The sequence below is a fragment of the Ruegeria sp. YTSA144 genome (genome assembly GCF_059610125.1).
This window is the reverse complement of sequence record NZ_JBXWNA010000001.1, coordinates 490688-514459: the sequence shown is the minus strand read 5'-3', so window position 1 is coordinate 514459 and position 23772 is coordinate 490688. Positions and strand designations below refer to the sequence as shown.

The following is a 23772-nucleotide window of genomic DNA, read 5'->3' as shown; positions in this document are numbered from 1 at the left end:
TCACGGCCAAAGAAATCATCACATATTCCGGCCCTCAGGAATGGGGCCTGCGGCGTTTCATTCTGCACTATGCCATGCTGTGCAAGGCTGCTGGCGGAGTTTCGTCATTCTGCATCTCGTCCGAGATGCGTGGCCTGACCCAGATCAGGGGGGTTTCGGGCTTTCCAGCCGTTGCGCAGCTTCGCGCCTTGGCGGCCGAGGTCCGTCAGATTCTGGGGCCGGACACGAAAATCGGCTATGCAGCGGACTGGAGCGAGTATTTCGGATACCAGCCACAGGGCACCAGCGACAGGTTTTTTCACCTCGACCCTCTTTGGGCGGACGACAACATCGATTTCATCGGCATCGACAACTACATGCCGTTGTCCGATTGGCGCGACGGTGAACACCATCTGGACGCCGAGGCCGGCGCGCCTTCGATATACGACCTGGGGTATCTTCGCAGCAATATCGAAGGCGGTGAAGGGTATGACTGGTATTACGCCTCTCCGGAAGAGGCGGAAGCGCAGATCAGGACTCCGATCGAGGATCAGGGGCATGACGAGCCGTGGATCTGGCGATACAAGGACCTGCGCAACTGGTGGTCGAATCCGCATCACGAACGGGTCGGAGGCGTGCGTCAACCCAACCCGACCGATTGGGTGCCCGGCTCGAAACCGATCTGGTTCACCGAGTTGGGGTGCGCGGCAATCGACAAAGGCACGAACCAGCCAAACAAATTCCTGGACCCGAAATCATCGGAATCGCTGTTGCCCGCGTATTCAAACGGGCTGCGCGACGACTTCATTCAGGTTCAGTATCTGACGGCGATGCTTGGCTATTGGAATGATCCGAAGGTCAATCCGACCTCGGACATCTACGGTGCGCCGATGCTGGACATGGCAAACGCGTATGTCTGGGCATGGGATACCCGTCCGTTTCCGACCTTTCCTAACCTGAAAAGCCAGTGGGACGATGGCGAGAACTATCCCAGAGGGCACTGGCTGAACGGTCGGTCCGGGTCTCGTACGTTGGCCTCCGTGGTGACCGAAATCTGCCACGGCGCAGGTGTCACGGATATAGACGTTTCTGGTCTGTACGGTGTGGTCCGCGGGTATGTCATCGAAGACGTGACGAACGCCCGTTCCGCTTTGCAGCCGCTGATGCTGCGCTATGGGTTTGATGCGATCGAAAGGGACGGAGTGTTGAGGTTCCAGATGCGCGACGGGTATGGCGCAGTTGCCTTGAACCCCGATCATCTGGCGATCAGCAGCGATCTTGAAGGGACGGTCGAACACCGGCGTGAGGCCGAGGCCGAAATGACCGGGCGCGTTCGTCTGCGCTTTGTTCAGTCGGACGCGGATCATGATGTCGTCGCGGAAGAGGCGGTTTTGCCCGATGATCGCACCCATTCCGTATCGGTGAATGAGATGCCCCTGTCCATGACCCGCACCGAGGGGCGGCAAACAGCCGAACGCTGGTTGAGCGAAGCCAGGGTTTCGCGCGATACGGTTCGGTTTGCGCTTCCGCCGTCTCAAATGCACCTGGGGGCAGGGGATCTGGTTCGTTTGACAGACGCTGAAACCGGGCCGGTTTACCGGATTGACCGGTTGGAATCCGCTGACCTGCAACTGGTTGAAGCGGTCCGGATCGAACAGGGCGTGTATAAGGCGTCCGAATTGAATGACGACCCGACAACGGTCAAACCCTATGCCGCGCCGGTCCCCGTTCTGCCGGTCTTTCTGGATCTGCCCTTGATCACGGGGGCCGAGGCCCCTCACGCGCCCTATCTGGCCGTTACCGGAGACCCATGGCCCGGGGCGGCAGCGGTCTATTCCTCGTCCAGCGACGATAGCTATCGCCTGAGCGACGTCATTGCCCAGCGGGCCGTGGTCGGCGTGACCAAAACACCGCTGAGACGCGCCAGTATCGGTGTCTGGGATGAGGGCCCTGCCTTGAAGGTCAAACTGCTTGCAGGTCAGTTGGAATCCCGCCCTCGCAGCTCGGTGATGAATGGCGTCAATCTGGCTGCAATCGGTGACGGAACACCCGGTAACTGGGAAGTTTTTCAGTTCTCTGACGCGGCGCTCGAGGCCCCGGATGTATACGCATTGTCCGGGCGGCTCAGGGGTCAACTGGGAACAGACGCTTTGATGCCTGATGTATGGCCGGATGGATCAGTATTCGTTCTGCTCAATGACAGGGTGCAGCAAATCAGCCTGCTGCGAAACGAAAGACGTCTTGCCAAACACTATCGCATTGGGCCTGCGACCCGCGGCTATGATGATCCGTCCTATCAACACCTGATTGCCTCGTTTGCAGGCAACGGATTGCGCCCGTACGCGCCTGTGCACATGCGGGTTCGGTCTGGTGCCGCCGGGGATGAGCTTACGTGGATTCGACGTGCCCGAACGGATGCAGACGACTGGTCGGGGCTGGAGATTCCCCTGGGCGAAGAAAGCGAATCCTATCTGGTCCGTGTCATTGCGGGTGGAACCGTTCTGCGTGAAGAACTGACATCCGAACCAAGGTGGACCTATTCGGCAGCCATGAAGGCGGCGGATGGTCTGTCTGGGGGCTATGAGGTCGAAGTGGCCCAGGTATCTGCTGTATTCGGACCGGGTGCTTGGTCGCGTCTTGCGGTTGGGCACGCTGCCTGATGCGGCCGGTTCTGCATGGGGATGTCAGTGCTGCGGCGCGCGCCTTGCTGGCCGTGCCGCAGCCGGACAGGGGGGCTTTGTGTGTGCGGATGATCCACGAGGCGGAATTGGCGGACAGGCATTTGGAGCGCACCGGCAAGCTCCACCCGGTTTACGGCAATGGTTCACTCATGGCCGTTGCGCGAAACAGGACACTGGCAGATGAACCCGGGTTTGACGATCTGCAATATTGTCAGTGTTTTGAGTTGGTTCTGCACCAGCTTGCCAGATTTCAGGCTAGCCGGACGCGCAGCTGACGCATTTGCTGGCGGCCAGATCCAGAGTCAGCCGCCCATCCGGAATACGCTCGCCGCAGTCCTCGCAATATCCGAACTCGCTCGATTCAAGCCGTTCCAACGCGGCCAGAAGCCGGCGTGTTTCCACATCGCGATTGGCCTGCTGTGCCTTGGCCATGGCCTGGTTTTGCAGCGCATCCATGCGGCTCAGCCGTCCAACGGCCTGTTGATCCAGTTCGACTATGGCCTGAGCCTGCTGTCCCGAGGCTGACACCGCTTGCAATTCCGCCAATCGTTCGCGAATTCGTGTTTCGAAATGGGTGCGCTCTGACTCATTCATTTTCGTTACATGACCGATCATGGGTTTGCGTTTGGTCTTTTTGCCACTAAATGGCATTCTAGGCGCAGCAAAGGATCAAAGCCATGTTCGAAAAGCGCAGCCATGTGACACCGGTTGATCCGGTCTGGAACCGTATCACATCCGAGGCCCATGCGGCCGTCGAGAAAGAACCCCTCATGGGGGGGCTCGTACACGCCTGTATCCTGCATCACCGCAGCCTTGAACGCGCGCTTTCATATCGGGTGGCGGCCAAGCTGTGCTCGAACGAAATGTCGATGATGGTCCTGCGTGAAGTCGTGGATGAGGCATATGCCGACGATCCGGGTTTGCTCGAAGCCGCCCGCGCGGACCTTATGGCCGTTTACGAACGTGACCCGGCCTGTCATCGGTTGTTGCAGCCGATCCTTTATTTCAAAGGGTATCAGGCCATGCAGGCATATCGCGTGGCCCATTGGTTGTGGCGCAAGGGGCGCTATGATCTGGCCTATTTCTTCCAGATGCGCTCATCCGAGATTTTCGGGATCGACATCCACCCGGCTGCGAAGATTGGCAAGGGCATCATGATCGACCATGCCCATTCCATCGTGATTGGCGAGACGGCAGTGGTTGGCGACAACGTGTCGATGCTGCACTCGGTGACACTGGGCGGAACCGGCAAGGAAGAAGAAGACCGTCACCCGAAAATCGGAGACGGTGTTCTGATCGGCGCCGGGGCCAAGGTGCTGGGCAATATCACCATTGGCCATTGCAGCCGCATCGCGGCCGGTTCGGTGGTGCTGCAAGAGGTGCCGCCCTGCAAGACGGTCGCCGGTATCCCCGCCAAGATCGTTGGTGAAGCCGGGTGCGACCAGCCTTCGATCTCGATGGATCATATGCTGGGCAAGGATCAGTAACAGCTTAGTGGGAGCGGTTGGCGCGTTTGTCCAGCCGCTTGCGCCGCCGTTCTTCCCGTGTTTGTTTGCGAAGCTCTTGCCGTCTGGCCTGTGCGGCTTTCTGCTGGGCAATCGGTGCCCCGATCACGCAAGTTCAACTCAGTGCAAACACTTGAGGCTGCCCGCGCCCCGGCTGTCCGGGGCACGGGCGTTATTCGGATCCTCAGGCCAGCATGACCATCGGGTTTTCCAGATTGTCGACAATAGCCTTGAGCAGCTCTGCGCCCAACGCGCCGTCGATGACGCGGTGATCGACGGACATGGTAACAGACATTACGGTCGCCACCGTCAGTTCTCCGTCGTCCCCGACAACCGGCTTTTTCACGCCTGTTCCCACCGCCAGAATACCGGCGTGAGGCGGGTTCACGATGGCGTCGAAATTGTCGATGCCGAACATACCCAGGTTCGAGATGGCAAACGTGCCCCCCTGGTATTCATGCGGTGCCAGCTTGCGCTCGCGGGCACGGGCGGCGAGGTCCTTCATCTCGGTCGACAGAGCAGACAGAGATTTCATGTCGGCGTCCTGAAGAACCGGGGTGAACAACCCGCCCTCGATCGCGACCGCGACGGCCACATCCGATGGCTTGAGTTGCAGCACGCGGTCGCCTGCCCAGACGGCGTTGCAGGCCGGAACCTGCTGCAACGCGTTGGCGACGGCCTTGATGATGAAGTCGTTGACGCTCAGTTTCACGCCACGGCCTTCCAACTGCTTGTTCAACTGGCTGCGGAACTTCAGCAGTGCATCCAGCTTGATGTCGCGGCGCAGGTAGAAATGCGGGATGGTCTGTTTGGCCTCGCCCAGACGCGCAGCGATGGTTTTGCGCATGCCGTCGAGCTGAATCTCTTCGTATTCGCGACCCTCATACATCCGCGCGACCATATCGGCGGACGGTCCTGAGGCCGCCGCCGGCGCAGTCGCAGGTGCGGCTGCGGTGGCTGCCGGGGCAGGGGGCGTCGCAGTGGCCGTCGCGCCTTCGACATCCGCCTTGACGATGCGGCCATGCGGGCCAGAGCCTGTGATCTGTGCCAGATCGAGACCTTTCTGAGCGGCGATCCGTCGTGCCAGAGGGGACGCAAAGATACGACCGCCATCCGCCTTGACCGGAGCGGCCGGCGCGGGGGCAGGGGCGGGCGCCTCGGACGCCGCAGGGGCGGCGGCCTCGTTGCCCGCGTCGGCTGCGGAGGCAGCCTCGGGTGCCTTGGCCGGGGCCGCGGCGATGTCATCGGCGCTTTCGCCATCTTCCAGCAGCACGGCGATGGGGGTGTTCACCTTGACCCCTTCGGTGCCTTCAGGAACCAGGATCTTGCCGACGATGCCTTCATCGACGGCTTCGAACTCCATCGTGGCCTTGTCGGTTTCAATCTCGGCCAGCAGGTCGCCGGAGGAGACGGTGTCGCCTTCCTTGACCAGCCATTTTGCAAGCGTGCCTTCCTCCATGGTCGGTGAAAGGGCGGGCATCAGAATTTCGGTGGGCATCTGTCTGTCGCTCCTTACCGGTAGGTCACTTGTTTGACGGCTTCGATCACCTCGTCCGTAGTGATCAGCGCCAGCTTTTCGAGGTTTGCGGCGTAGGGCATCGGAACGTCCTTGCCGGTGCAGTTGATGACCGGCGCGTCGAGATAGTCGAACGCTTCCTGCATCACGACGGACGAGATGTAGCTGCCGACCGAGCCTTGCGGCCAACCTTCTTCCACAGTCACCAGACGGTTGGTCTTCATCACCGAGTTGACGATCGCGCCGGTATCCATCGGGCGGATGGTGCGCAGGTCGATGACCTCGGCGCTGATGCCCTCTTCGGCCAGCTTGTCTGCGGCTTCCAGCGCGTATTGCATGCCGATGCCAAAGCTGACGATGGTCACGTCCGAGCCTTCGCGCCAGATACGCGCCTTGCCCAGCGGGATGGTCAGGTCGTCCACCTGTGGCATGTCGAAGGAGCGACCGTAGAGGATCTCATTTTCCAGGAAGATCACCGGGTTTGGGTCGCGGATGGCTGATTTCAGCAATCCTTTGGCGTCAGCCGCCGAATAGGGCATGACGACTTTCAGGCCGGGGATCTGCATGTACCAGGCGGCATAGTCCTGGCTGTGCTGGGCCGCGACGCGGGCGGCGGCGCCGTTGGGACCGCGGAACACGATGGGGCAGCCCATCTGGCCACCGGACATATAAAGCGTCTTGGCGGCCGAGTTGATGATCTGGTCGATCGCCTGCATGGCGAAGTTGAACGTCATGAACTCGACGATCGGTTTCAGACCGCCAAAGGCCGACCCCACGGCGATGCCCGCAAAGCCGTGCTCGGTGATCGGTGTATCGATCACGCGCTTGGGCCCGAACTCGTCCAGAAGACCCTGGGAAATCTTGTAGGCGCCCTGATACTCGGCGACTTCCTCGCCCATAAGATAGACGTCTTCGTCGTTGCGCATTTCTTCGGCCATCGCGTCACGCAGCGCTTCGCGAACGGTTTCGGATTTCATCTCGGCATCTGCGGGCCAGTCGGGCGAAAGATCCACCACCGGAGCGGCCGGAGCCGCAGCGGCAGGAGCGGGGGCCTCGACCGCCGCAGGGGCGGCTTCGGCCACCGCTGCGGCTGCGGGTGCAGCCGTGGGCAGGGCCGAGGCGTCTTCGCCTTCTTCGACCAGAACCGCAATCGGGGTGTTCACTTTGACCCCTTCGGTGCCTTCGGCGATCAGGATCTTGCCGACGATGCCCTCGTCGACAGCTTCAAATTCCATTGTCGCCTTGTCGGTCTCGATTTCGGCCAGGATGTCACCGCTGGAGACGGTGTCGCCTTCCTTGACCAGCCATTTGGCCAGCGTGCCCTCTTCCATCGTGGGTGAAAGGGCGGGCATGAGAATTTCGGTTGCCATGTCTTATTCGTCCTCTCAGGCGTAAATGTCGGTCCAGAGCTCTTCAACGGCGGGCTCGGGGCTTTCTTTCGAGAATTCGGCGGCCTGATTGACGATCTCTTTGATTTCCTTGTCGATCGCCTTCAGGTCATCCTCGGTCGCGTGTTTGCCGGTCAGAAGCAGCTCGCGCACATGTTCGATCGGGTCGCTTTGTTCGCGGACTTTCTGAACCTCTTCGCGGGTGCGGTATTTGGCCGGGTCAGACATCGAGTGGCCGCGATAGCGGTAGGTCTTGACCTCAAGAATGTAAGGGCCCTTGCCGGCGCGGCAGTGGGCAACGGCCTTTTCACCAGCAGCTTTGACGGCCAGCACATCCATACCGTTGACGATCTCGCCGGGAATGCCGAACGCTTCGCCGCGCACATAGATATCAGGTGACGAGGTCGAGCGCGCCTGCGCTGTGCCCATGGCGTATTGGTTGTTCTCGATCACGAAAACCACGGGAAGATCCCACAGGGCGGCCATGTTGAACGTCTCATAGACCTGACCCTGGTTTGCGGCACCGTCGCCGAAATAGGTAAAGGTCACGCCGCCGGTCTCCTTGTACTTGTCGGCGAAGGCCAGACCGGCACCCAGCGGAACCTGCGCGCCAACGATGCCATGGCCACCATAGAAATGCTTCTCTTTCGAGAACATGTGCATCGAACCGCCCTTGCCCTTGGACAGGCCGCCTTCGCGGCCGGTCAGTTCGGCCATCACGCCGCCCGGGTCCATGCCACAGGCCAGCATATGGCCGTGGTCCCGATAAGAGGTGATCCGCTTGTCGCCGTCCTGAGCTGCCGCTTCGAGCCCAACAACAACCGCCTCTTGTCCGATGTAAAGGTGGCAGAACCCGCCGATCAGACCCATGCCGTAAAGTTGGCCTGCCTTTTCCTCGAATCGACGGATCAGAAGCATCTCGCGGTAGTATGTCTTGAGTTCTTCCGCAGAAACATTTGGTTTCTTTGTGGTTTTTCGCGCAGCCATAGTGGCGATCTCCCCCTTTCGGCAAGATAGTTTAGCGTTAAACTATCTCATAAAGCATTTGGGGCTTTCTGGCGAGGGGAAATGTGACGCAGCGTCCGCGCGGGCGCGGCGGTGCTGAAATGCAAAGCGGTGCAACGATGTATCGAAGAATTACGGCGGCCCGAAAAGGATCAGCGGATCACGATTTCATCCGCCCGGATCATGCCAAGAACCGAACGCGCCTGCTGATCGAGCAGGTCGAGATCCAGATAGGTATCAGACAGGCGGCGGGTCAGGTTTTCCAATTCGGCGATTTGGGCATTCAGTTTTTCCAGGTCGTGTGACAGGGCGTCCCGTTCCGCAGCGATTTCGACCCGCCGAAACAGGCCATAGTCACCCTGCACGGCGGCAAAGGTGAAATACACACCAAGCATGAAAGCCACCGAGAAGAAGACGATTGAGCCCAAACCGGGCCGATGGGAACGGGACACTCTGTTTACCGCCGTATGAAAACTTGCCTCAAAAACGTGCCCTTTGCGGACATCTGAACGCACTATGTCACAGGTGATTCGGGTTGTGAATCCCCTGATTCGATTTTTTCATCAGTATTTTATGCGCGCTCTGGTACAGATCAGCGCCACGCTTGCAGCGCCTGGTTTCGTGCCTCGGTCTGCTCTTTCATGCAGGTCCAGTAGAACATCGGGGCAGCGCTGCCGCCGCCCGACAGTTCTTTTTCGCAGGTTGCGTCTCGGGCTTTCAGCCAGGCGCGTTGTTCGGTCAGAAGAGCATCACCGTCGCCGCGCGCATCGGCTGCGGGTTTGATCTGTGCCCATAGCTGGTTGAGTTCACGATCAGCGATTTCCCATTGTTCTTTGGCGCAGAAATTGGCGTCAAGTTGGGTCTGACCGCCGCAACTGGTTTGAGCTGCGGCAGAGCAGGGCAGGATGGAAAGGACAAGAAGGTAAATTGGCTTCACGGTAAAATCCCCCGTTCAAAAGGGGATAATACCATGAACCCTATCAGGCGATCAAAAACGGTAAGTGACGCCTATTGATCCAGCGCCGCGACACCGGGCAGCGTCTTGCCTTCCATCCATTCCAGGAATGCACCACCTGCGGTCGAGATGTAGGTGAAGTCCTTGGCGGCACCCGACGCATTCAGGGCCGCGACCGTGTCTCCACCCCCGGCGACCGAGATCAGGTGGCCCGAACGGCTGAGCGCGGCCGCCTTCAAGGCGGCGGCGTTGGTGGCGGCGTCAAACGGTTCCAGTTCGAACGCACCCAGCGGACCGTTCCAGATCAGGGTTTTGCTTTTGTCGAATATCTCGATGATCGCGGCCACGCTTTCGGGGCCAGCGTCCAGGATCATGCCATCCTCGGGGCATTGATCTGCGGGCAGGACCTGATGAGGGGCGTTGGCTTCAAACGTTTCGGCCACCACGACGTCACGCGGCAGAACGATCTGACAGCCGGTGCCTTTGGCTTTGGCGAGGATTTCGGCGGCGGTGTCTTTCATCGCGGTTTCGGCCAGAGATTTACCAACACTGATGCCCTGTGCGACGAGGAATGTATTCGCCATGCCTCCACCGATCACCAGATAATCGACCTTGTCGATCAGGTTGCCCAGCAGTTCCAGCTTGGTCGAGACCTTGGCACCGCCCACAACTGCGGTTACCGGGCGTTTGGGCGCGCCCAACGCGCTTTCCAGTGCCTGCAACTCGGCCTGCATCAAACGACCGGCACAAGCGGGCAGCAGGCGCGCGATGGCCTCGGTCGAGCTGTGGGCCCGGTGCGCCGCTGAAAACGCGTCGTTGCAATACACGTCACCCAGCCTGGCCATACCTGCGGCCAGATCGGCATCGTTCTTGGTTTCCGCCGCGTGAAAACGCGTGTTCTCGAGCAACAGCACCTGGCCGGGCTGCAACGCCTGTGCCGCCAGTTCGGCCTCGGTTCCGACACAGTCGGCAGCAAACAGGACTTTGGTGCCAAAAGCGCTTTCGAGGGTCGGAACCAGTTGCTTGAGCGACAGGTTTTCGCGCCGCTCGCCTCCGGGGCGACCGAAATGGGCCAGAAGGATCGGCTTGCCGCCTGCGGCCAGAATGTCGCGCACAGTGGGCACGATTCTCTGGATGCGGGTGGCGTCGGTAACTACGCCATCCACGACCGGCACATTGATATCCACACGCACCAGAACGCGTTTGCCGTTCAGGTCCATATCGTCCAGCGTTTTCCAGCCCATTGTGCGATCCTCGTCATTTGCAAATGATTTAGGCGGTTCTTTTCCTGCAATTTGCCCTCAGGTCAATGCGTCACTTGGCATTCGTACGCGTGCGTCATAGGTATTTGCGCAAGATAAACGACAGGAGGGCCTCATGGCCGAGATCAAGGATCCCGAAAACACAATCATCATCGAGCTGAAAGACGGCAATGTCGTCATCGAACTGCTGCCGGATGTGGCGCCATTGCACAGCGCGCGGATGAAAGAACTGGCCCGCGACGGACAGTACGACAACGTAGCCTTCCACCGTGTGATCGACGGTTTCATGGCGCAAACCGGCGACGTGCAGCATGGCGACATGGAAGATGGGTTCAACCTGCGTATGGCAGGAACCGGCGGTTCGTCACTGCCGAACGTTCCGGCAGAGTTTTCCAAGCTGCCCCATGATCGCGGCACTTTGGGCGCCGCCCGGTCGCAGAACCCGGATTCGGCCAACTCGCAGTTCTTCATCAACTTCAAGGACAACCATTTCCTGAACGGCCAGTACACCGTTTATGGCCGCGTCATCGAAGGTATGGAGCATGTGGACGCGATCGTACGTGGCGAACCGCCTGCAAACCCGGACCGCATGATCAGCGTCAAGGTGGCCGCAGATGTATAGGTTCGCCGCCGCCTTTGCTTTGCTGGCAAGCCCGGCGCTGGCCAGCGGTTTGCAGATCGAGGTCGAAGGGGAAGGGGCCAATGGCACGATCACCATCGACCTGTTCGAGGATGTCGCGCCCAAGCATGTGGAACAGATCACGGCGCTGGCTGCGGATGGCAAGTATGATGGCGTGGTGTTCCACCGCGTGATCGAAGGCTTCATGGCCCAGACCGGCGATGTTCAATACGGCAATTCCACCGCGGACGGCTTTGACATGCGGTATGCCGGGCGTGGCGGATCAGACCGCCCGGATCTGCCGGCAGAGTTCTCTGACGTGACCTTTGATCGTGGCGTGGTCGGCATGGCCCGGTCGCAGAACCCGGATTCAGCCAATTCGCAGTTCTTCATCATGTTCGAACCCGGCCCGTTTCTTGACGGTGAATATACCGTGGTCGGTCAGGTGACCGACGGTATGGACGTTGTGGATGCGATCAAGCGGGGCGCAGGCCAGAACGGAGAAGTTACGGGCCAGCCCGACGTGATGAAAAAAGTCACCGTTACCGAGTGAAATGAAAAAGCCCGGCGCTCCTCAAAACGCCGGGCTTTTTTATGGTTGGTTGCAAGCGTATCAATCGTCCGGTGACATCGCTTTCCAGATGAGCGCTCCGATCGCGCCGCCAATCAGCGGGGCCACCCAGAACAGCCACAGCTGCGACAGGGCAGGTCCGTCGGCAAACAGGGCGACGCCTGTGGACCGGGCCGGGTTGACCGAAGTGTTGGTGACCGGAATTGATACCAGGTGGATCAGGGTCAATCCCAGACCAATCGCGATGGGGGCGAAACCCGCCGGTGCCTTGTCCGAGGTTGCGCCCAGAATGATCAGGATGAAGAAAGCGGTCATCACGATCTCGATCACCAGAGCGGACATCAGGGAATACCCGCCGGGTGAGGCCTCGCCATATCCGTTTGACGCAAATCCTCCGACGCCGGTGAACTCGGGCGCACCGCTGACGATCAGGTACAAAACCACAGCGGCGGCGATGGCGCCGATGACCTGAGCGATCCAGTAGGGCAGCAGATCCTTTGCCGGAAACCGTCCGCCGATCATCAAACCCAGGCTGACCGCCGGATTGAAGTGCCCGCCCGAGATATGGCCAACCGTGTAGGCCATTGTCAGAACCGTCAGGCCGAAGGCGAAGGACACGCCAAGCCACCCTATGCCGACATCCGCAACGCCCGCTGCCAATACGGCACTGCCGCAACCTCCGAGAACCAGCCAGAAGGTGCCGAAGAACTCGGCCAGTAGTTTTGATGACATGAAATTTCCTCCACAATGCAATGCGCTTAAGTGTAATTCATAAATTAACTTTTGTTAAATTGAGCCGAACGGGGAATTTTCCCGACGCCCGCGCAACAGGGGGCGAAAAACCTTTAGTGCCATTGAGAAGGATCCAGGTGAAACAGCTTGGACAGTTGCTTGTAAACCTCCGGGTCCGACCTGCGCAGGGCCTTTGGCCGCTCAAAGAACACTTCGACCGAAACGGCGAAAAACTCCTCGTGCCCTTCCGCGCCATAGGGGTCGATTACGGTTGGCTGCCCGGATTCAACGGCGCGTACATGCGTGTCATAGGCTGTCAGGAACGCGGCTTCCCATTCCGAAAAGCTTTGGTCGTCGCTAAGTACGGGCACCCCGTTGGCCGACCCGGTTAGGTCGTCGATCTGATGGGCAAATTCGTGAAACACAACATTCTGGCCATCATGATCGTTCATGGCCCCGCGCTGGCTGTGGGCCCAGGACAGGATCACCGGGCCGCGGTTCCAGCTTTCCCCGGTGCGCACGATTTCCTTCTCGGTGACGACATAGCCGCTGTGCCGGCTCTGCCTGGATTTGAAAGCGCTGGGATAGATCAGGATGGTGGTCAGGTTGTCGTACCAAAGCTCGGTATTCACTACCAGCAGGCAGGCCTGCGCGGCGATGGACAGTTGCATGTCTTCGGTAACGTCCAGTCCGTCGCACCCGATGAATTCAACCTGATCAAGGAACAGGTTGATCTTGCCTTCCAGCTTTGCGCGCAGGCCCTGCGGCAACTTTCGCAAGATCGGGACCTGAGCGTCAACAAGGTGCCGTTGACTGTCCGTCAACGGCGCGGCCAACAGGGCATGACGCGCCTGTCGTTTGGACCAAAAGAAAAGGGTCAGACCTGCCGCGATCACTGCAACAAGTGTCAGGAAAATCAACATGACTCGACCCTAACGTGATCCCGGCGGGATCAAAACAAGTTTCCCGGACAACGGCTGCGGTCCCAAAAAAAGAGACACCGCGGGTCTCCCCGCGGCGTCTCCGGTCTGACCTCAAGGGTCGAATTATTGTTTGACGTCTGCCGCCGGGTTCGATCCGGCTTTGGCGCTGCGGCCCGGGTTCAGCGGATCGTCCTGGCGCTGTACCGACCCTTCGAAATGCGCACCGCTTTCGATGGCGATGGTCTTGTGGATGATGTCGCCTTCAACGCGTGCGGTCGACGTCAGGCGTACCTTGAGGCCTCGCACGCGACCCACGATGCGGCCGTTGATCACGACGTCATCTGCGGTGACTTCACCCTTGATCGTCGCCGATTCACCAATGGTCAGCAGGTGGGCGCGGATGTCGCCTTCAACCGTGCCTTCCACCTGAATGTCACCGGAGGTCTTGATATTGCCGGTGATGTGCAGATCCGAAGACAGAACCGACGCAGGCGGCTTGGGCTTGGGTGCGGTGGCAGGTTTCGACTCGGTCGGTGCAGGGGCCGCTGGGGTCGCCGGAGCGGCTGGTTTGGCCGCCTCAGGTGCCTTGGATGCGGGCTCGTTGATTTTGCTTTTAGAAAACATTTCTCGCAGCCTTGATGTAAGTCATTGGGTTTACGGGTTTTCCGTTCACGCGCACCTCATAGTGCAGATGCGTGCCGGTCGACCGTCCGGTGCTACCCATATCAGCAATATGATCCCCGCGCGAGACCCTTTGACCAACCTTCACGTTGATCTTGGTGTTATGAGCGTAAAGAGTCTCAATTCCGAATGCGTGCTTGATTTTCACAAGCCGCCCGAAACCGGATTGCCAGCCTGCATGGGTAACGACGCCGTCTGCGGTCGCAAAGATGTCCGTGCCTTGCGGCCCCGCAAAATCGACCCCGTTATGCATCCGGCGACCACCGGTTTTGGGGTCACGACGGTTGCCATAGCCGCTGGTGAAACGCACGGCCGAATGTACAGGATTGGCAAAGGGGGCTTTTTCCGCCGCAAGACGATACAGGTTCAGCTGATCCATCTGTTTCAGCAATGTGTTCGCGCGGGCTTCGTCGGCGGACAACTCCTCGACCTCGCCGCGCGTGCTAAGGGATAAAGGGGTCAGCGGACCGCCCATACCGCTGTATCCGCGCCGGACTTCTTCGATGATGCGGTCTGTTGGCATTCCCGCCTGACGGAACATCTTGTCCAGAGGCTCGACCGAGATCACCATGGCTTCTTCCAGCTGGCGGAAAATCTCGTCACTGCGTTCCTGCATAAGGCGGATTTCCAGCTCAAGATCATCGCGCTGGTCCAGTGCCTGTCGGGCGTTGGCGGCGATCTGGTCGCGTTCCTCGGCCGTGCGCGCCAGGGCGTCCGTCATGAACGCCATCTGCACCGGGGCGGTGGAGGCAGCAACGTACATGTCAGCGTTGCTGGTTTCCTGCTTCAGTGCCGCCAGTTCCGCCCGCGCATCTTCCCGCTGTTTCATGGTCGTGCGCAGCGTGGTCTGGATGACTTCGATCCCCGTCTCAAGTTCGCGACGGCGGTTTTCCGAGGCCAGCAGTTCGGACTGCATGGCGGAAATCTGTTCCAGCGCGGCGTTGAAACGATCCTGAGCGGCCAGGGCCTCCTTCGCACGCGCGTCGCGTTCAGCGGACAGGATATTCAAACGTTCCTGATAGGTGGCCTGGTCGCGTTTCGCCTGTTCCCGGAAATTGCCCGAACCGATGCTGTCCATCAGCAGAATGGCGGTTGCCACCGCAGTCCATCCGACCATGACAGCAACACCGGCCACCGCGACCACCTGCGTTTCCGAACTGAGACGGATAAAGCGTGTATCTTTGTCAGACTTCAGAAAAACCCGGCGTTCCGGAAAGTACCGTTCAAGTGCAGAGTGTATTTTTATTGCCAGACGTGTTCGCACGCGTCCTACCTCTCATCCCCAAGATCGGGCCCGGTCGTGAGTGCCGGCCGCTCCTTGGGCCGACTGCATAAAGGGCAGGCAGCGTTCGGGCAAGTTTGTTGATCAGTCTGGCGCCAACAGCGTGGAAATCCCCCCAAAGATCGGCGGGAAATTGCCGAAAACAATGCTGAGGTGTCAGTTTGTGATTTCGCCGGGCGCGGGCAGGTCTTCGGTCAGCGGCCAGTAAAAGTCCGGCGGCAACCCGGCCTCTGCCCGCTTTTCCTCGTTGAAGGGTGGTTTCAGGACGCCGTGGAAATACCGGCGCACCAGAGTGTGAAACACATCCTTCGGGTCGGCGTTTTCCCGGCCGCACAGGAAATGGAACCACTTGGACCCATAGGCGACATGGCCGACTTCTTCGGCATAGATCACCTCAAGTGCGGCAATGGCCTGCTCGGCCCTGGCCTTGCGAAAGATCTCGATCATGCCGGGGGTCACGTCCAGACCGCGCGCTTCAAGCACCATCGGCACGACCGCCAGCCGTCCCATCAGGTCGTCTGCGGTGTCCTCGGCCGCACGCCACATTCCGGCATGGGCCGGCAAGGCACCATAGTGGCTGCCCATCTGTTCAAGGCAATCGCAGACCATCTCGAAATGGCGCGATTCCTCTTCGGCGCATTTCACCCAATCGTCATAAAACCCGATCGGCATCGGCACATGGCCAAAGCGGGCGATGATGTCCCAATGCAGATCGACGGCGTTCAGTTCGATATGCGCGACGGCATGCAACAGGGCGATGCGTCCCGCTTCGGTGCCCGGCTTCCGCTTTGGCACCTCGCGCGGAGACAGGAGTTCGGGCCGGTCCGGGCGCGCGGGTCGCAGCGGCGGTGACGCGGTTCCGATCTCGATCGGCGGTGCGTCGCCCTTGCGCGACGCAAACCACGCGGCGGCGTGCTGTTTGGACAGGGCGGTCTTTTCCCGACCTTCCGCCGTTGCAAGAACTTCGGTCGCCATCTGAGTCAGCGATTTGGACACCATTATTCTCCGCCTGGTTGATCCTGTGGCTCTTAAACCGGATGGCGACCGTGGTCGAGGGCGTTACAGCGCCCGCACGGCCTCCAGCACCTCGTCCACGTGACCGGGAACCTTGACCTTGCGCCAAACGCGGGCAATTTTGCCTTCCGGGTCGATGATGAAGGTGGAACGCTCGATCCCCATCGACTTGCGCCCGTACATGTTCTTTTCGACCCACACACCGTAATCCTCGCAGACGGTCGCGTTCTCATCCGACAACAGCGGTGTTGTCAGCCCATGCTTGGCGACGAATTTGTCATGTTTGGCGACGCTGTCGCGCGAGATGCCGAAAACTTGAGCACCCGCATCCGCAAAGGCCTGAAGTTGTTCCGAGAAACCGATGGATTCCTTGGTGCAGCCCGGCGTATCATCACGGGGGTAGAAGAACAGAACCACGGTGCTACCGCGCAACGCCGAAAGCGTCACCTCGCCGCCGCCGTCGCGCGGCAAAGTGAAGTCAGGGGCGATGTCTGAAACGTCGGGCATTGGAAACTCCGCTGAAGGTTTTTAAAGGCTGCCTGGTATCATAGAGCAACGCGTGCGGGTTGGAAGGCGTGGACAGCAATTTGAAGCAGCACGAAGACGACGACGGAGCACAGGCGGACAAGCCCGTGCGCCGTCGGTCTCGCCGCCGGGCCGCTGGCCTGTGGGCCATGCGCGGCGCTTTCGTGCTGGTGCTGCTGGCGCTGTTCACCGGTTTCATGGTTGTCGGGCAAAGAATGCACGCACCCGTCTGGCTGCGGGACAGGGTCGAGGCGCGGCTTGAGCAGGCTTTGGGCGGGCTGCAAATCCGGTTTGGCGATGTCAGTTTCATCATTCACGAGGGTTGGCGGCCGCGCCTGCGTCTGACCGATGTGGCCATCAGCGACGCGGCGGGTCGGCAAATTGCGCAGGTGTCCGACATGCGCGCCAGTCTGGCCATGCGCCCCTTGTTGCGGGGGCACGTCCGCCCGAAAAGAATTATTCTGAGCGGTGCGCAGATCGCCGTGACCCGGGACAAGGACGGGGCGCTGAGTCTTACGGTCGGGTCCGGCAGCGCACCGGTGCAGGAGGCCCCGAACCTGGCGCAGCTTATCGCAGCTTCGGATCAGGTCTTCCTGTCTCCGGCCCTGTCTGCACTGACCTCGGTCGAGTTTGATGCGATCACGCTGGATTATCGCGATCTTCGGCAAGGGCGGTCCTGGATTCTGGATGGCGGGCATATTCAAGCCAACCGAAGCGGCAACGAAGTGCGCTTGGCGACCGGGTTTTCGGTTCTTGCGGGGCGAGACTATGTCAGTGCCATCGAGGCCAATTACACAAGCGTTCTGGGTACACCTGCCGCACAATTCGGGATCTCGGTCACTGACCTGCCAGCCGAGGACATCGCGGGCCAAACGCCCGCCCTTGCCTGGTTGCAGGTTCTGCGGGCCCCGATTTCGGGTGCCTTGCGGGGTGGAATCGATGAACAAGGATCGATCGAAACCGTATACGCAACTCTGAATCTGGGGGCGGGGGCCGTTCAGCCAAACCCCGAAACACGCCCGGTCCCCTTCGAATCTGCCCGCACGTATTTCACTTATGACCCCAAAGGGCAGGTGCTGGACTTCAACGAAGTTTCAGTTGTCTCGGCCTGGGGCGAGGTGCAGGCTGACGGGAAGGCGTTTCTGGAAGGTGCGGAAGATGGCGTGCTGGACAGCCTGTCTGCGCAGTTGCAGTTGTCCGGAATCAACGTAAACCCGGCAAACCTGTTCCCGCAACCTATTCAGCTTTCGCGGGCCAGCCTGGATTTCAAGATGGTCCTCAACCCGTTCCAGCTGCATCTGGGTCAGATGACCATCGAAGATCCGGGCCATACGGTGCGTGCCTTTGGTGTCCTGACCGGGCGGCCGGATGGCTGGGCGGTCAAGCTGGACGCACATCTGGACCAAATGACGTCGGACAAGGTTCTGGGGTACTGGCCCGAACGTCTGGCCCCGAAACCGCGAGAGTGGGTGACCAAAAACCTGTACGAAGGGGTTCTGTCGGATATGGACTTTGCCCTGCGCCTGTTGCCCGGATCGAAACCGGATCTCTATCTGGATTTCGGGTTTGAGAAGGCGAAGGTCCGATTTGTCAAAACGCTGCCGCCGATCGAAAGGGCGCAGGGTCAGGCCAGCCTGATCAACCGCAGGTTCACGGTCACTGCGCAGCAGGGCGTCGTGATCGCGGAGGACGGTGGTGCGGTGGATGCATCGGGAACGTCCTTCATCATACCCGACACGGACATCAAGAAATCCGCGCCTGCGATTGCGCGCATCCAGGCCAAAGGCAGCGTGACGGCCGCGTTGTCATTGCTGGACCGGCCTCCGCTGGAATTGCTCAGCAAGGCAGGGTTGCCCGTTGATGTGGCGAAGGGATCCGTGTCGTTGGCGGGAACCCTTTCCCTGCCCTTGAAAAAGGGTCTCAAGTTTGACGAGACCGAGTTCCATTTCAACGGCAGGCTGGCCAACCTGTTCAGTGACCGCTTGGTGCCCGGTTTTGATGTCAGCGCCGATCTTCTGGATATTTCGGGTGATCAGTCCGGCGTTCAGATTCAGGGGCAGGGGCAGTTCGGGGACGTGCCGCTGACGGCGCTCTGGCGGCAGCCGATAGACGGCAAGTCGGAACAGCGAAGCACCCTGACCGGTCAGATCGAGCTGTCGCCGCGATTGATGGACGAGATCGGCGCCGGTCTGCCTCCGGGGATGCTGACCGGCAAGGGGGTTGCGGATATCACCCTGGGGCTCGGTGCCGGGGTTGCCCCGAAGCTGTCCGTGACGTCCGATTTGCAGGGTGTCGCGCTGGCCATACCCGAACTTGGTTGGAGAAAGGGGGCCGACGCGACCGGATCTCTGACGGCCGAAGCGACTTTGGGATCGCAGTTGAAGGTGGATAGCCTGCGCTTGAATGCGGCGGGTTTGCGCACATCTGCCTCAATTACGTTTCGTGAAAACGGCGAATTTGACCGGGTTCGGTTCACTTCTTTTGACCTGGGCGACTGGCTGGCGGTCCCGGCAGAGCTGATCGGGCGCGGGAGCGCCATGCCGGATATCCGTGTCCTTGGCGGCGTCCTTGATATGGGCCGCGCGAGTTTCGGCGAAAGCGGCGGATCGGGCGGCGGGGGCAGTGCCGGGCCGAAACTGGACGTGACGCTGGATCGCCTTCAGGTTACGGAAACCGTCGCGCTGACCGGGTTCCGGGGTGCTTTCCAGACGACCGGCGGCATACAAGGGAACTTCACTGCGCGGGTCAATGGCGGTGCGCCGGTCAGAGGGCAGGTGAGCCCCAGAGGGAACCGAAGTGCCGTTGACCTAACGTCGCAAGAAGCAGGGGCCGTGCTGCGATCGGCCGGGGTTCTGACACAGGCGCGGGGCGGAGAAATGAACCTCAAGCTCGAACCTGTGACGGCACCGGGCAGTTATGACGTGATGCTGAAAATCACCAACACGCGGATCACCGACGCCCCGGCCATGGCAGCCTTGCTGAATGCCATCAGCCTTGTGGGCCTGTTGGATGAAATGGCGGGGCAGGGTATCTTTTTTGCTGCAATCGACAGCCGGATGCGGATCACGCCGACGGATATCAAGGTGCTCAGCGGCAGTGCCGTCGGGCCATCCATGGGCCTGTCTTTTGACGGCACCATCGATACGGTGAACGGAATGCTGAACCTGCGCGGTGCGATCTCGCCAATTTACCTCCTCAACGCGGTCGGCAGCGTTTTCACGCGCAAGGGCGAAGGCGTCTTCGGCTTCAACTACACGCTGACCGGCCCGCTTGCCTCGCCCAAAGTGTCGGTAAATCCGTTGTCCGGTCTTGCACCTCTGTTCCTGCGCGACCTGATGCGTGCCCCGGCACCCAAAGTTCAGGATGGTCCGAACGCGGTGCCTCAGAAACCGGATGAACCCAAACGCACATTCGGATCATCCCCAAGTGACCGCTGACAGGATATGGCCGAATCTGATGCAGGGTTGTAAGGCGCGGGCATGAAACTCAGCGATTTTGACTTCCACCTGCCTGAAGACCTGATTGCCACGCGGCCTGCCAGCCCGCGTTCCTCTGCGCGTCTGCTGGTGGCGCAGGGGGATGCAATCACGGACAGCCATGTCTTCAACCTGCCCGATTTCCTGCGGTCCGGTGACCGGCTGGTGTTGAATGACACCCGCGTCATTCCGGCGCGTCTGAACGGTCGGCGCCATCGCGACAGCGCGCAGGGGCCGGTTTCCGCCGGGATCGAGGCCACCTTGCTGGACCCGCAGGCCGACGGTACCTGGTCCGCGTTGATCAAGCCGCTCAAAAAGGTGAAACTTGGGGAAGAGATTGTCTTCTCGGATGATCTCAGCGCCACCCTGGACAGGGTTGCCGACGGTCAGGCGTATCTGCGCTTCAATCTCAGCGGCGAGGATTTCGACGCGGCGCTGGATCAGGCCGGAGCAATGCCTCTGCCGCCCTACATCGCAGCCAAGCGCCCGGCCGATGAACGTGACAAAACGGACTATCAGACCATCTGGGCAAACCGTTCCGGCGCCGTGGCCGCCCCGACCGCATCGTTGCATTTCGATGAGGCGCTGATGAAGGCGTTGGCCGAGCGAGGTGTAAGCTTCACGCATGTGACGCTGCATGTGGGGGCAGGCACTTTTCTTCCGGTCAAGGTTGAGGATGTCACAACCCACAAGATGCATGCTGAATGGGGGCAGGTAAGCCCCGAGGCCGCGGCCCAGATACAGGCAACCAAGGCGGCTGGCGGGCGTGTGATCCCGGTGGGGACAACCGCTCTGCGCCTGATCGAAAGCGCGGCAAGGTCAGGAAAGATCGAACCCTGGGAAGGCGACACGGATATCTTCATCTATCCCGGTTTCGAATTCCATGTTACAGACGCATTGATGACCAATTTTCATTTGCCGAATTCCACTTTGCTCATGCTGGTATCGGCATTGATGGGGCAGGATCGGATGCGCGATATCTACACGCATGCCATAGCACGAAAATATCGGTTCTTTTCTTATGGCGACGCGTCGCTTTTGATCCCCTGAAGGGCGCGTATACGGCATCACGGATCGGGAATGTCGTAGACAAGCGCGACGTAGGCGGTCTTTGATCGCAGAACGACACTAAAATCAGGTTGGCATTAGTCGGAGGCCCCAATGATTCAGGTCCTTTCCAGCGCATGGGCGCTGCTGCTCGGCATGGGGTTGCTGATGGTCGGAAACGGCCTTCAGGGCACGATTCTGGGTGTGCGGGGTGAGATCGAAGGCTTTTCGACCCTCGAGATGTCTTTTGTCATGTCGGCCTATTTCCTGGGTTTTCTGGGCGGTTCACGCCTTGCGCCCGAGATGATCCGGCGCGTTGGCCATGTGCGGGTCTTTGCGGCCCTTGCGTCGTTCATCTCGGCCGTGATGATCATGTATCCGATGCTGGCAGACCCGATCGCGTGGGCATTGGGCCGGGTGGTGATCGGGTTCTGTTTTTCTGGCGTATATGTCACCGCCGAAAGCTGGCTCAACAATGCGGCCAGCAATGAAAATCGCGGGCAGGCGCTGTCGCTCTATATGATCGTCCAGATGACGGGGATCATCAGTGCGCAGGCGCTTGTTCTGGTCGGCGACCCGGCCGGTTATGAGACCTTTGTGATCGCCTCGATCCTGGTTTCGGTATCCTTCGCACCCATTTTGTTGTCGATCTCGCCGACACCGGCCTTTGACACCACCAAACCGATGACCCTGAAGGAATTGCTGAAGACCTCTCCGCTGGGCTGCGTGGGCATGTTTCTTCTGGGGGGCGTGTTTTCGGCGCAGTTCGGCATGGCGGCGGTGTATGGCGCCCGGGCAGGGCTGTCGCTTGTTGAAATTTCGACCTTCGTTGCGTCGTTTTATATCGGCGCAGTGGTTCTGCAATACCCTTTGGGCTGGTTCTCTGACCGTATGGATCGCCGCTTTCTGATCCTGCTTGTGGCGCTCGCCGGTGCCGGTGGCGCAACGATCGCGATGATGATGGGGGGATCGTTTCCAATTCTGCTTGCCTCGGCTTTCCTGATCGGCGGCACCTCCAACCCGCTCTACTCATTGCTGATCGCGCATGCGAATGACTTTCTTGAATACGAGGATATGGCGGCGGCATCTGGCGGACTGGTGTTTATCAACGGTCTGGGCGCAATTGCCGGGCCGGTGATCACCGGCTGGTTGATGGGGGATGCCATATTCGGGCCACCGGGCTTTTTTCTCTTTATTGCGGCACTGTTACTCGCAATGGCACTCTACGCTTTGTATCGAACGACACAGCGGGCTTCGATTCCAGTGGACGAAACCGGCACAATGTCGGCGCTGTATCCAACATCCTCGCCAGTTGCACTTGAAGTGGCACAGGAAGTTGCAATCGAAGCGGCCGAGGCCGAACAGGCTGAGCAGGAAGATGCCTAGGACACAGGATTATGTCGCAAGTGTTGCAATATGTTACTGTAACAGTTCTGTAAAACGGCCTTAAATGACGTTACGTCCGAAGTACGGGCACAAGACGGAGTTTAAGGCAATGGTAACGCCTGAAGAAGTATTGAGTTTTTGGTTAGATGAGGTGGGTCCAAAGGGCTGGTACATTGAGGATGAAGCGCTGGATTCAGAAATCCGCGCACGTTTTCAATCAACGTGGGAAGCTGCGGCCGAGGGCAAGTTTTCGCTCTGGCTGACCTATCCCAGCGGGTCACTGGCTTACATAGTTTTGACGGACCAGTTTCCACGCAACATGTTCCGCGGGCAGGCGCGTGCTTTCGCGACGGACCGAGCGGCCCTGGCGGCGGCGAAATGCGCGGTCGACAAAGGTTGGGACAAGAAGATCGATGAACCGGCCCGGCAGTTCTTTTACCTGCCGATGATGCATTCGGAGAATCTGTGCGATCAGGAACGCTGCGTGCGTCTGATCTGTCAGAACCTGAGCGGCGATACAAGCAATCTGCTGCACGCCCGAGCCCATCGTGAAGTGATCCGCAAGTTCGGTCGTTTCCCCTACCGGAACAAAGCACTGTCGCGCAGTTCGACCCCCCATGAAGAGGCATACGTCGACATGGGCGGCTATGGCAGCACCGTGCGAGAACTGCAAGCGATGGCCTGAGAACGCAGTACAGGTTGTGCGCCTCGGTCGTTCGTGCGGTGGCTTCAGGATCCCGGCTCACATCCTTTGAACGCCAAGACGCGTTCGGATGCGATGTCTGCTCCGGTCTGTATGGCTTGGGCGATCAGAACCTCTGGTGTCTCGGCAAGTTCAGTGAACCGCTCCTGCGCAGTTTGCAGCTTTTGGTCAACTGCGTTCAGGCGGCGCAACGTTGCCTGGATGTCTTGTGCGGCTTGACTGTCGGTGATCTGGTTCTCACTCCTCAGGGTCGCCAAATCACCACGCAGCGCGGAAAGTTCGCCCCGAATGCCCTTTGCCTCATCCCGAATAGGGGCAAGAACCTGCACAGCCTCCGAAAATTCTGCCGAGACGCTTTCGACTTTCGATACCAGCTTCCAGCCCAGAAACAGGCACAGGGCGACAAGTATCAAAGTTGCGTTGAGCAGAGCAAGCGCCAGATCTTTTAGTGTTTTGGCCATAGTAAACCTCTTGAATTCAATGTCTTCACAAATGTCCGAGCGGCGTCGGCGGTTCTGTTCT

At 59.8% G+C, this 23772-nt stretch carries 22 protein-coding genes and 1 pseudogene; 9 read left to right on the top strand and 14 right to left on the bottom strand.

Annotated features, from left to right (window positions below; genetic code table 11):
* Positions 1–17: 17 nt before the first annotated feature.
* Together AC2FF8_RS02635 and AC2FF8_RS02630 are read left to right on the top strand one after the other, a co-directional pair.
* A pseudogene (locus tag AC2FF8_RS02635) lies at positions 18–2639 on the top strand (baseplate multidomain protein megatron); the annotation flags it as partial.
* Complete coding sequence (locus AC2FF8_RS02630; RefSeq protein ID WP_496878855.1) at positions 2639–2935, top strand: DUF7742 family protein; 297 nt, start codon at positions 2639–2641, stop codon at positions 2933–2935. The pseudogene AC2FF8_RS02635 and the gene AC2FF8_RS02630, both read left to right, overlap by 1 nt.
* Here AC2FF8_RS02630 and AC2FF8_RS02625 read toward each other — a convergent pair.
* Positions 2916–3254, bottom strand: coding sequence for a TraR/DksA family transcriptional regulator (locus AC2FF8_RS02625; RefSeq protein ID WP_170343945.1), 339 nt, complete (start codon positions 3252–3254; stop codon positions 2916–2918). The genes AC2FF8_RS02630 and AC2FF8_RS02625 overlap by 20 nt on opposite strands.
* Before the next feature lie 83 nt (positions 3255–3337).
* On the opposite strand from AC2FF8_RS02625, the gene cysE reads away from it, so the two are divergent.
* Positions 3338–4147 (top strand): serine O-acetyltransferase, encoded by an 810-nt coding sequence (cysE, locus tag AC2FF8_RS02620; protein ID WP_170343946.1) that lies wholly within the window; start codon positions 3338–3340, stop codon positions 4145–4147.
* Between the two features lie 202 nt (positions 4148–4349).
* Here cysE and AC2FF8_RS02615 read toward each other — a convergent pair whose 3' ends face one another.
* From AC2FF8_RS02615 to AC2FF8_RS02590, 6 genes are all read right to left on the bottom strand, one after another.
* Positions 4350–5663, bottom strand: coding sequence for a pyruvate dehydrogenase complex dihydrolipoamide acetyltransferase (locus AC2FF8_RS02615; RefSeq protein WP_257598931.1), 1314 nt, complete (start codon positions 5661–5663; stop codon positions 4350–4352).
* A gap of 14 nt (positions 5664–5677) precedes the next feature.
* The gene (locus AC2FF8_RS02610; protein WP_496878854.1) at positions 5678–7051 is read right to left on the bottom strand and encodes a pyruvate dehydrogenase complex E1 component subunit beta; all 1374 of its coding nucleotides are present in this window, start codon (positions 7049–7051) and stop codon (positions 5678–5680) included.
* A 15-nt stretch (positions 7052–7066) separates the two neighbouring features.
* Positions 7067–8056: a pyruvate dehydrogenase (acetyl-transferring) E1 component subunit alpha gene (gene pdhA, locus AC2FF8_RS02605; protein WP_171328037.1), complete on the bottom strand. Its 990-nt coding sequence runs from the start codon at positions 8054–8056 to the stop codon at positions 7067–7069.
* Between the two features lie 170 nt (positions 8057–8226).
* Entirely contained in the window at positions 8227–8526 is a 300-nt protein-coding gene (locus tag AC2FF8_RS02600) for an FtsB family cell division protein (protein WP_170343950.1), read from the bottom strand.
* Between the two features lie 140 nt (positions 8527–8666).
* Positions 8667–9011 (bottom strand): lysozyme inhibitor LprI family protein, encoded by a 345-nt coding sequence (locus tag AC2FF8_RS02595; RefSeq protein WP_170343951.1) that lies wholly within the window; start codon positions 9009–9011, stop codon positions 8667–8669.
* Positions 9012–9082: 71 nt separating this feature from the next.
* The gene (locus AC2FF8_RS02590; protein WP_496878853.1) at positions 9083–10273 is read right to left on the bottom strand and encodes a phosphoglycerate kinase; all 1191 of its coding nucleotides are present in this window, start codon (positions 10271–10273) and stop codon (positions 9083–9085) included.
* A 133-nt stretch (positions 10274–10406) separates the two neighbouring features.
* Here AC2FF8_RS02590 and AC2FF8_RS02585 point away from each other — a divergent pair, with 133 nt between their 5' ends.
* Positions 10407–10913 carry a peptidylprolyl isomerase gene (locus tag AC2FF8_RS02585; RefSeq protein WP_170343953.1) on the top strand — a complete coding sequence of 169 codons (507 nt, stop codon included), beginning with the start codon at positions 10407–10409 and terminating at the stop codon, positions 10911–10913.
* Positions 10906–11463, top strand: coding sequence for a peptidylprolyl isomerase (locus tag AC2FF8_RS02580; RefSeq protein WP_257598928.1), 558 nt, complete (start codon positions 10906–10908; stop codon positions 11461–11463). The genes AC2FF8_RS02585 and AC2FF8_RS02580 overlap by 8 nt, the downstream gene beginning before the upstream one ends.
* A gap of 60 nt (positions 11464–11523) precedes the next feature.
* On the opposite strand, the gene aqpZ is transcribed toward AC2FF8_RS02580, so the two are convergent.
* From aqpZ to AC2FF8_RS02550, 6 genes are all read right to left on the bottom strand, one after another.
* On the bottom strand, positions 11524–12213 hold the full coding sequence (gene aqpZ, locus AC2FF8_RS02575; protein WP_257598927.1) for an aquaporin Z: 690 nt from the start codon (positions 12211–12213) through the stop codon (positions 11524–11526).
* 113 nt (positions 12214–12326) lie between these two features.
* The gene (locus AC2FF8_RS02570) at positions 12327–13136 is read right to left on the bottom strand and encodes a M90 family metallopeptidase (protein WP_257598926.1); all 810 of its coding nucleotides are present in this window, start codon (positions 13134–13136) and stop codon (positions 12327–12329) included.
* Positions 13137–13259: 123 nt separating this feature from the next.
* On the bottom strand, positions 13260–13760 hold the full coding sequence (locus AC2FF8_RS02565; RefSeq protein WP_117868644.1) for a bactofilin family protein: 501 nt from the start codon (positions 13758–13760) through the stop codon (positions 13260–13262).
* On the bottom strand, positions 13750–15081 hold the full coding sequence (locus AC2FF8_RS02560) for a DUF5930 domain-containing protein (RefSeq protein ID WP_425078443.1): 1332 nt from the start codon (positions 15079–15081) through the stop codon (positions 13750–13752). Before AC2FF8_RS02560 ends, AC2FF8_RS02565 begins: the two co-directional genes overlap by 11 nt.
* A gap of 174 nt (positions 15082–15255) precedes the next feature.
* The gene (locus AC2FF8_RS02555) at positions 15256–16074 is read right to left on the bottom strand and encodes a ferritin-like domain-containing protein (protein ID WP_374041621.1); all 819 of its coding nucleotides are present in this window, start codon (positions 16072–16074) and stop codon (positions 15256–15258) included.
* Positions 16075–16158: 84 nt separating this feature from the next.
* The gene (locus AC2FF8_RS02550) at positions 16159–16620 is read right to left on the bottom strand and encodes a peroxiredoxin (protein WP_170343959.1); all 462 of its coding nucleotides are present in this window, start codon (positions 16618–16620) and stop codon (positions 16159–16161) included.
* Between the two features lie 80 nt (positions 16621–16700).
* Between AC2FF8_RS02550 and AC2FF8_RS02545 the strand changes: the two genes are divergently transcribed.
* The 4 genes from AC2FF8_RS02545 (at position 16701) to AC2FF8_RS02530 (ending at position 23232) form a co-directional block, all read left to right on the top strand.
* Entirely contained in the window at positions 16701–20075 is a 3375-nt protein-coding gene (locus AC2FF8_RS02545; RefSeq protein WP_496878852.1) for a YhdP family protein, read from the top strand.
* A gap of 42 nt (positions 20076–20117) precedes the next feature.
* A complete protein-coding gene (gene queA / locus AC2FF8_RS02540) occupies positions 20118–21164 on the top strand; it encodes a tRNA preQ1(34) S-adenosylmethionine ribosyltransferase-isomerase QueA (RefSeq protein ID WP_496878851.1) in 1047 nt (348 codons plus the stop codon).
* A 111-nt stretch (positions 21165–21275) separates the two neighbouring features.
* Positions 21276–22547, top strand: coding sequence for an MFS transporter (locus AC2FF8_RS02535; protein WP_496878850.1), 1272 nt, complete (start codon positions 21276–21278; stop codon positions 22545–22547).
* Positions 22548–22656: 109 nt separating this feature from the next.
* A complete protein-coding gene (locus AC2FF8_RS02530) occupies positions 22657–23232 on the top strand; it encodes a DUF924 family protein (protein ID WP_496878849.1) in 576 nt (191 codons plus the stop codon).
* A 44-nt stretch (positions 23233–23276) separates the two neighbouring features.
* Here the strand turns inward: AC2FF8_RS02530 and AC2FF8_RS02525 are convergent, their stop codons facing one another.
* Entirely contained in the window at positions 23277–23711 is a 435-nt protein-coding gene (locus AC2FF8_RS02525) for a hypothetical protein (protein ID WP_170343964.1), read from the bottom strand.
* Positions 23712–23772 lie beyond the last annotated feature (61 nt).

What these genes read in the sequence shown, in the direction of transcription:
- AC2FF8_RS02610 (WP_496878854.1), bottom strand. Translation starts at nt 7,051, where the DNA reads ATGGCAACCGAAATTCTCATGCCCGCCCTTTCACCCACGATGGAAGAG.
- AC2FF8_RS02570 (WP_257598926.1), bottom strand. Translation starts at nt 13,136, where the DNA reads ATGTTGATTTTCCTGACACTTGTTGCAGTGATCGCGGCAGGTCTGACC.
- AC2FF8_RS02535 (WP_496878850.1), top strand. Translation starts at nt 21,276, where the DNA reads ATGATTCAGGTCCTTTCCAGCGCATGGGCGCTGCTGCTCGGCATGGGG.
- AC2FF8_RS02630 (WP_496878855.1), top strand. Translation starts at nt 2,639, where the DNA reads ATGCGGCCGGTTCTGCATGGGGATGTCAGTGCTGCGGCGCGCGCCTTG.
- queA (WP_496878851.1), top strand. Translation starts at nt 20,118, where the DNA reads ATGAAACTCAGCGATTTTGACTTCCACCTGCCTGAAGACCTGATTGCC.
- AC2FF8_RS02525 (WP_170343964.1), bottom strand. Translation starts at nt 23,711, where the DNA reads ATGGCCAAAACACTAAAAGATCTGGCGCTTGCTCTGCTCAACGCAACT.
- AC2FF8_RS02585 (WP_170343953.1), top strand. Translation starts at nt 10,407, where the DNA reads ATGGCCGAGATCAAGGATCCCGAAAACACAATCATCATCGAGCTGAAA.
- AC2FF8_RS02555 (WP_374041621.1), bottom strand. Translation starts at nt 16,074, where the DNA reads ATGGCGACCGAAGTTCTTGCAACGGCGGAAGGTCGGGAAAAGACCGCC.
- AC2FF8_RS02615 (WP_257598931.1), bottom strand. Translation starts at nt 5,663, where the DNA reads ATGCCCACCGAAATTCTGATGCCCGCCCTTTCACCGACCATGGAGGAA.
- AC2FF8_RS02565 (WP_117868644.1), bottom strand. Translation starts at nt 13,760, where the DNA reads ATGTTTTCTAAAAGCAAAATCAACGAGCCCGCATCCAAGGCACCTGAG.
- aqpZ (WP_257598927.1), bottom strand. Translation starts at nt 12,213, where the DNA reads ATGTCATCAAAACTACTGGCCGAGTTCTTCGGCACCTTCTGGCTGGTT.
- AC2FF8_RS02550 (WP_170343959.1), bottom strand. Translation starts at nt 16,620, where the DNA reads ATGCCCGACGTTTCAGACATCGCCCCTGACTTCACTTTGCCGCGCGAC.
- AC2FF8_RS02580 (WP_257598928.1), top strand. Translation starts at nt 10,906, where the DNA reads ATGTATAGGTTCGCCGCCGCCTTTGCTTTGCTGGCAAGCCCGGCGCTG.
- pdhA (WP_171328037.1), bottom strand. Translation starts at nt 8,056, where the DNA reads ATGGCTGCGCGAAAAACCACAAAGAAACCAAATGTTTCTGCGGAAGAA.
- cysE (WP_170343946.1), top strand. Translation starts at nt 3,338, where the DNA reads ATGTTCGAAAAGCGCAGCCATGTGACACCGGTTGATCCGGTCTGGAAC.
- AC2FF8_RS02625 (WP_170343945.1), bottom strand. Translation starts at nt 3,254, where the DNA reads ATGAATGAGTCAGAGCGCACCCATTTCGAAACACGAATTCGCGAACGA.
- AC2FF8_RS02590 (WP_496878853.1), bottom strand. Translation starts at nt 10,273, where the DNA reads ATGGGCTGGAAAACGCTGGACGATATGGACCTGAACGGCAAACGCGTT.
- AC2FF8_RS02530 (WP_496878849.1), top strand. Translation starts at nt 22,657, where the DNA reads ATGGTAACGCCTGAAGAAGTATTGAGTTTTTGGTTAGATGAGGTGGGT.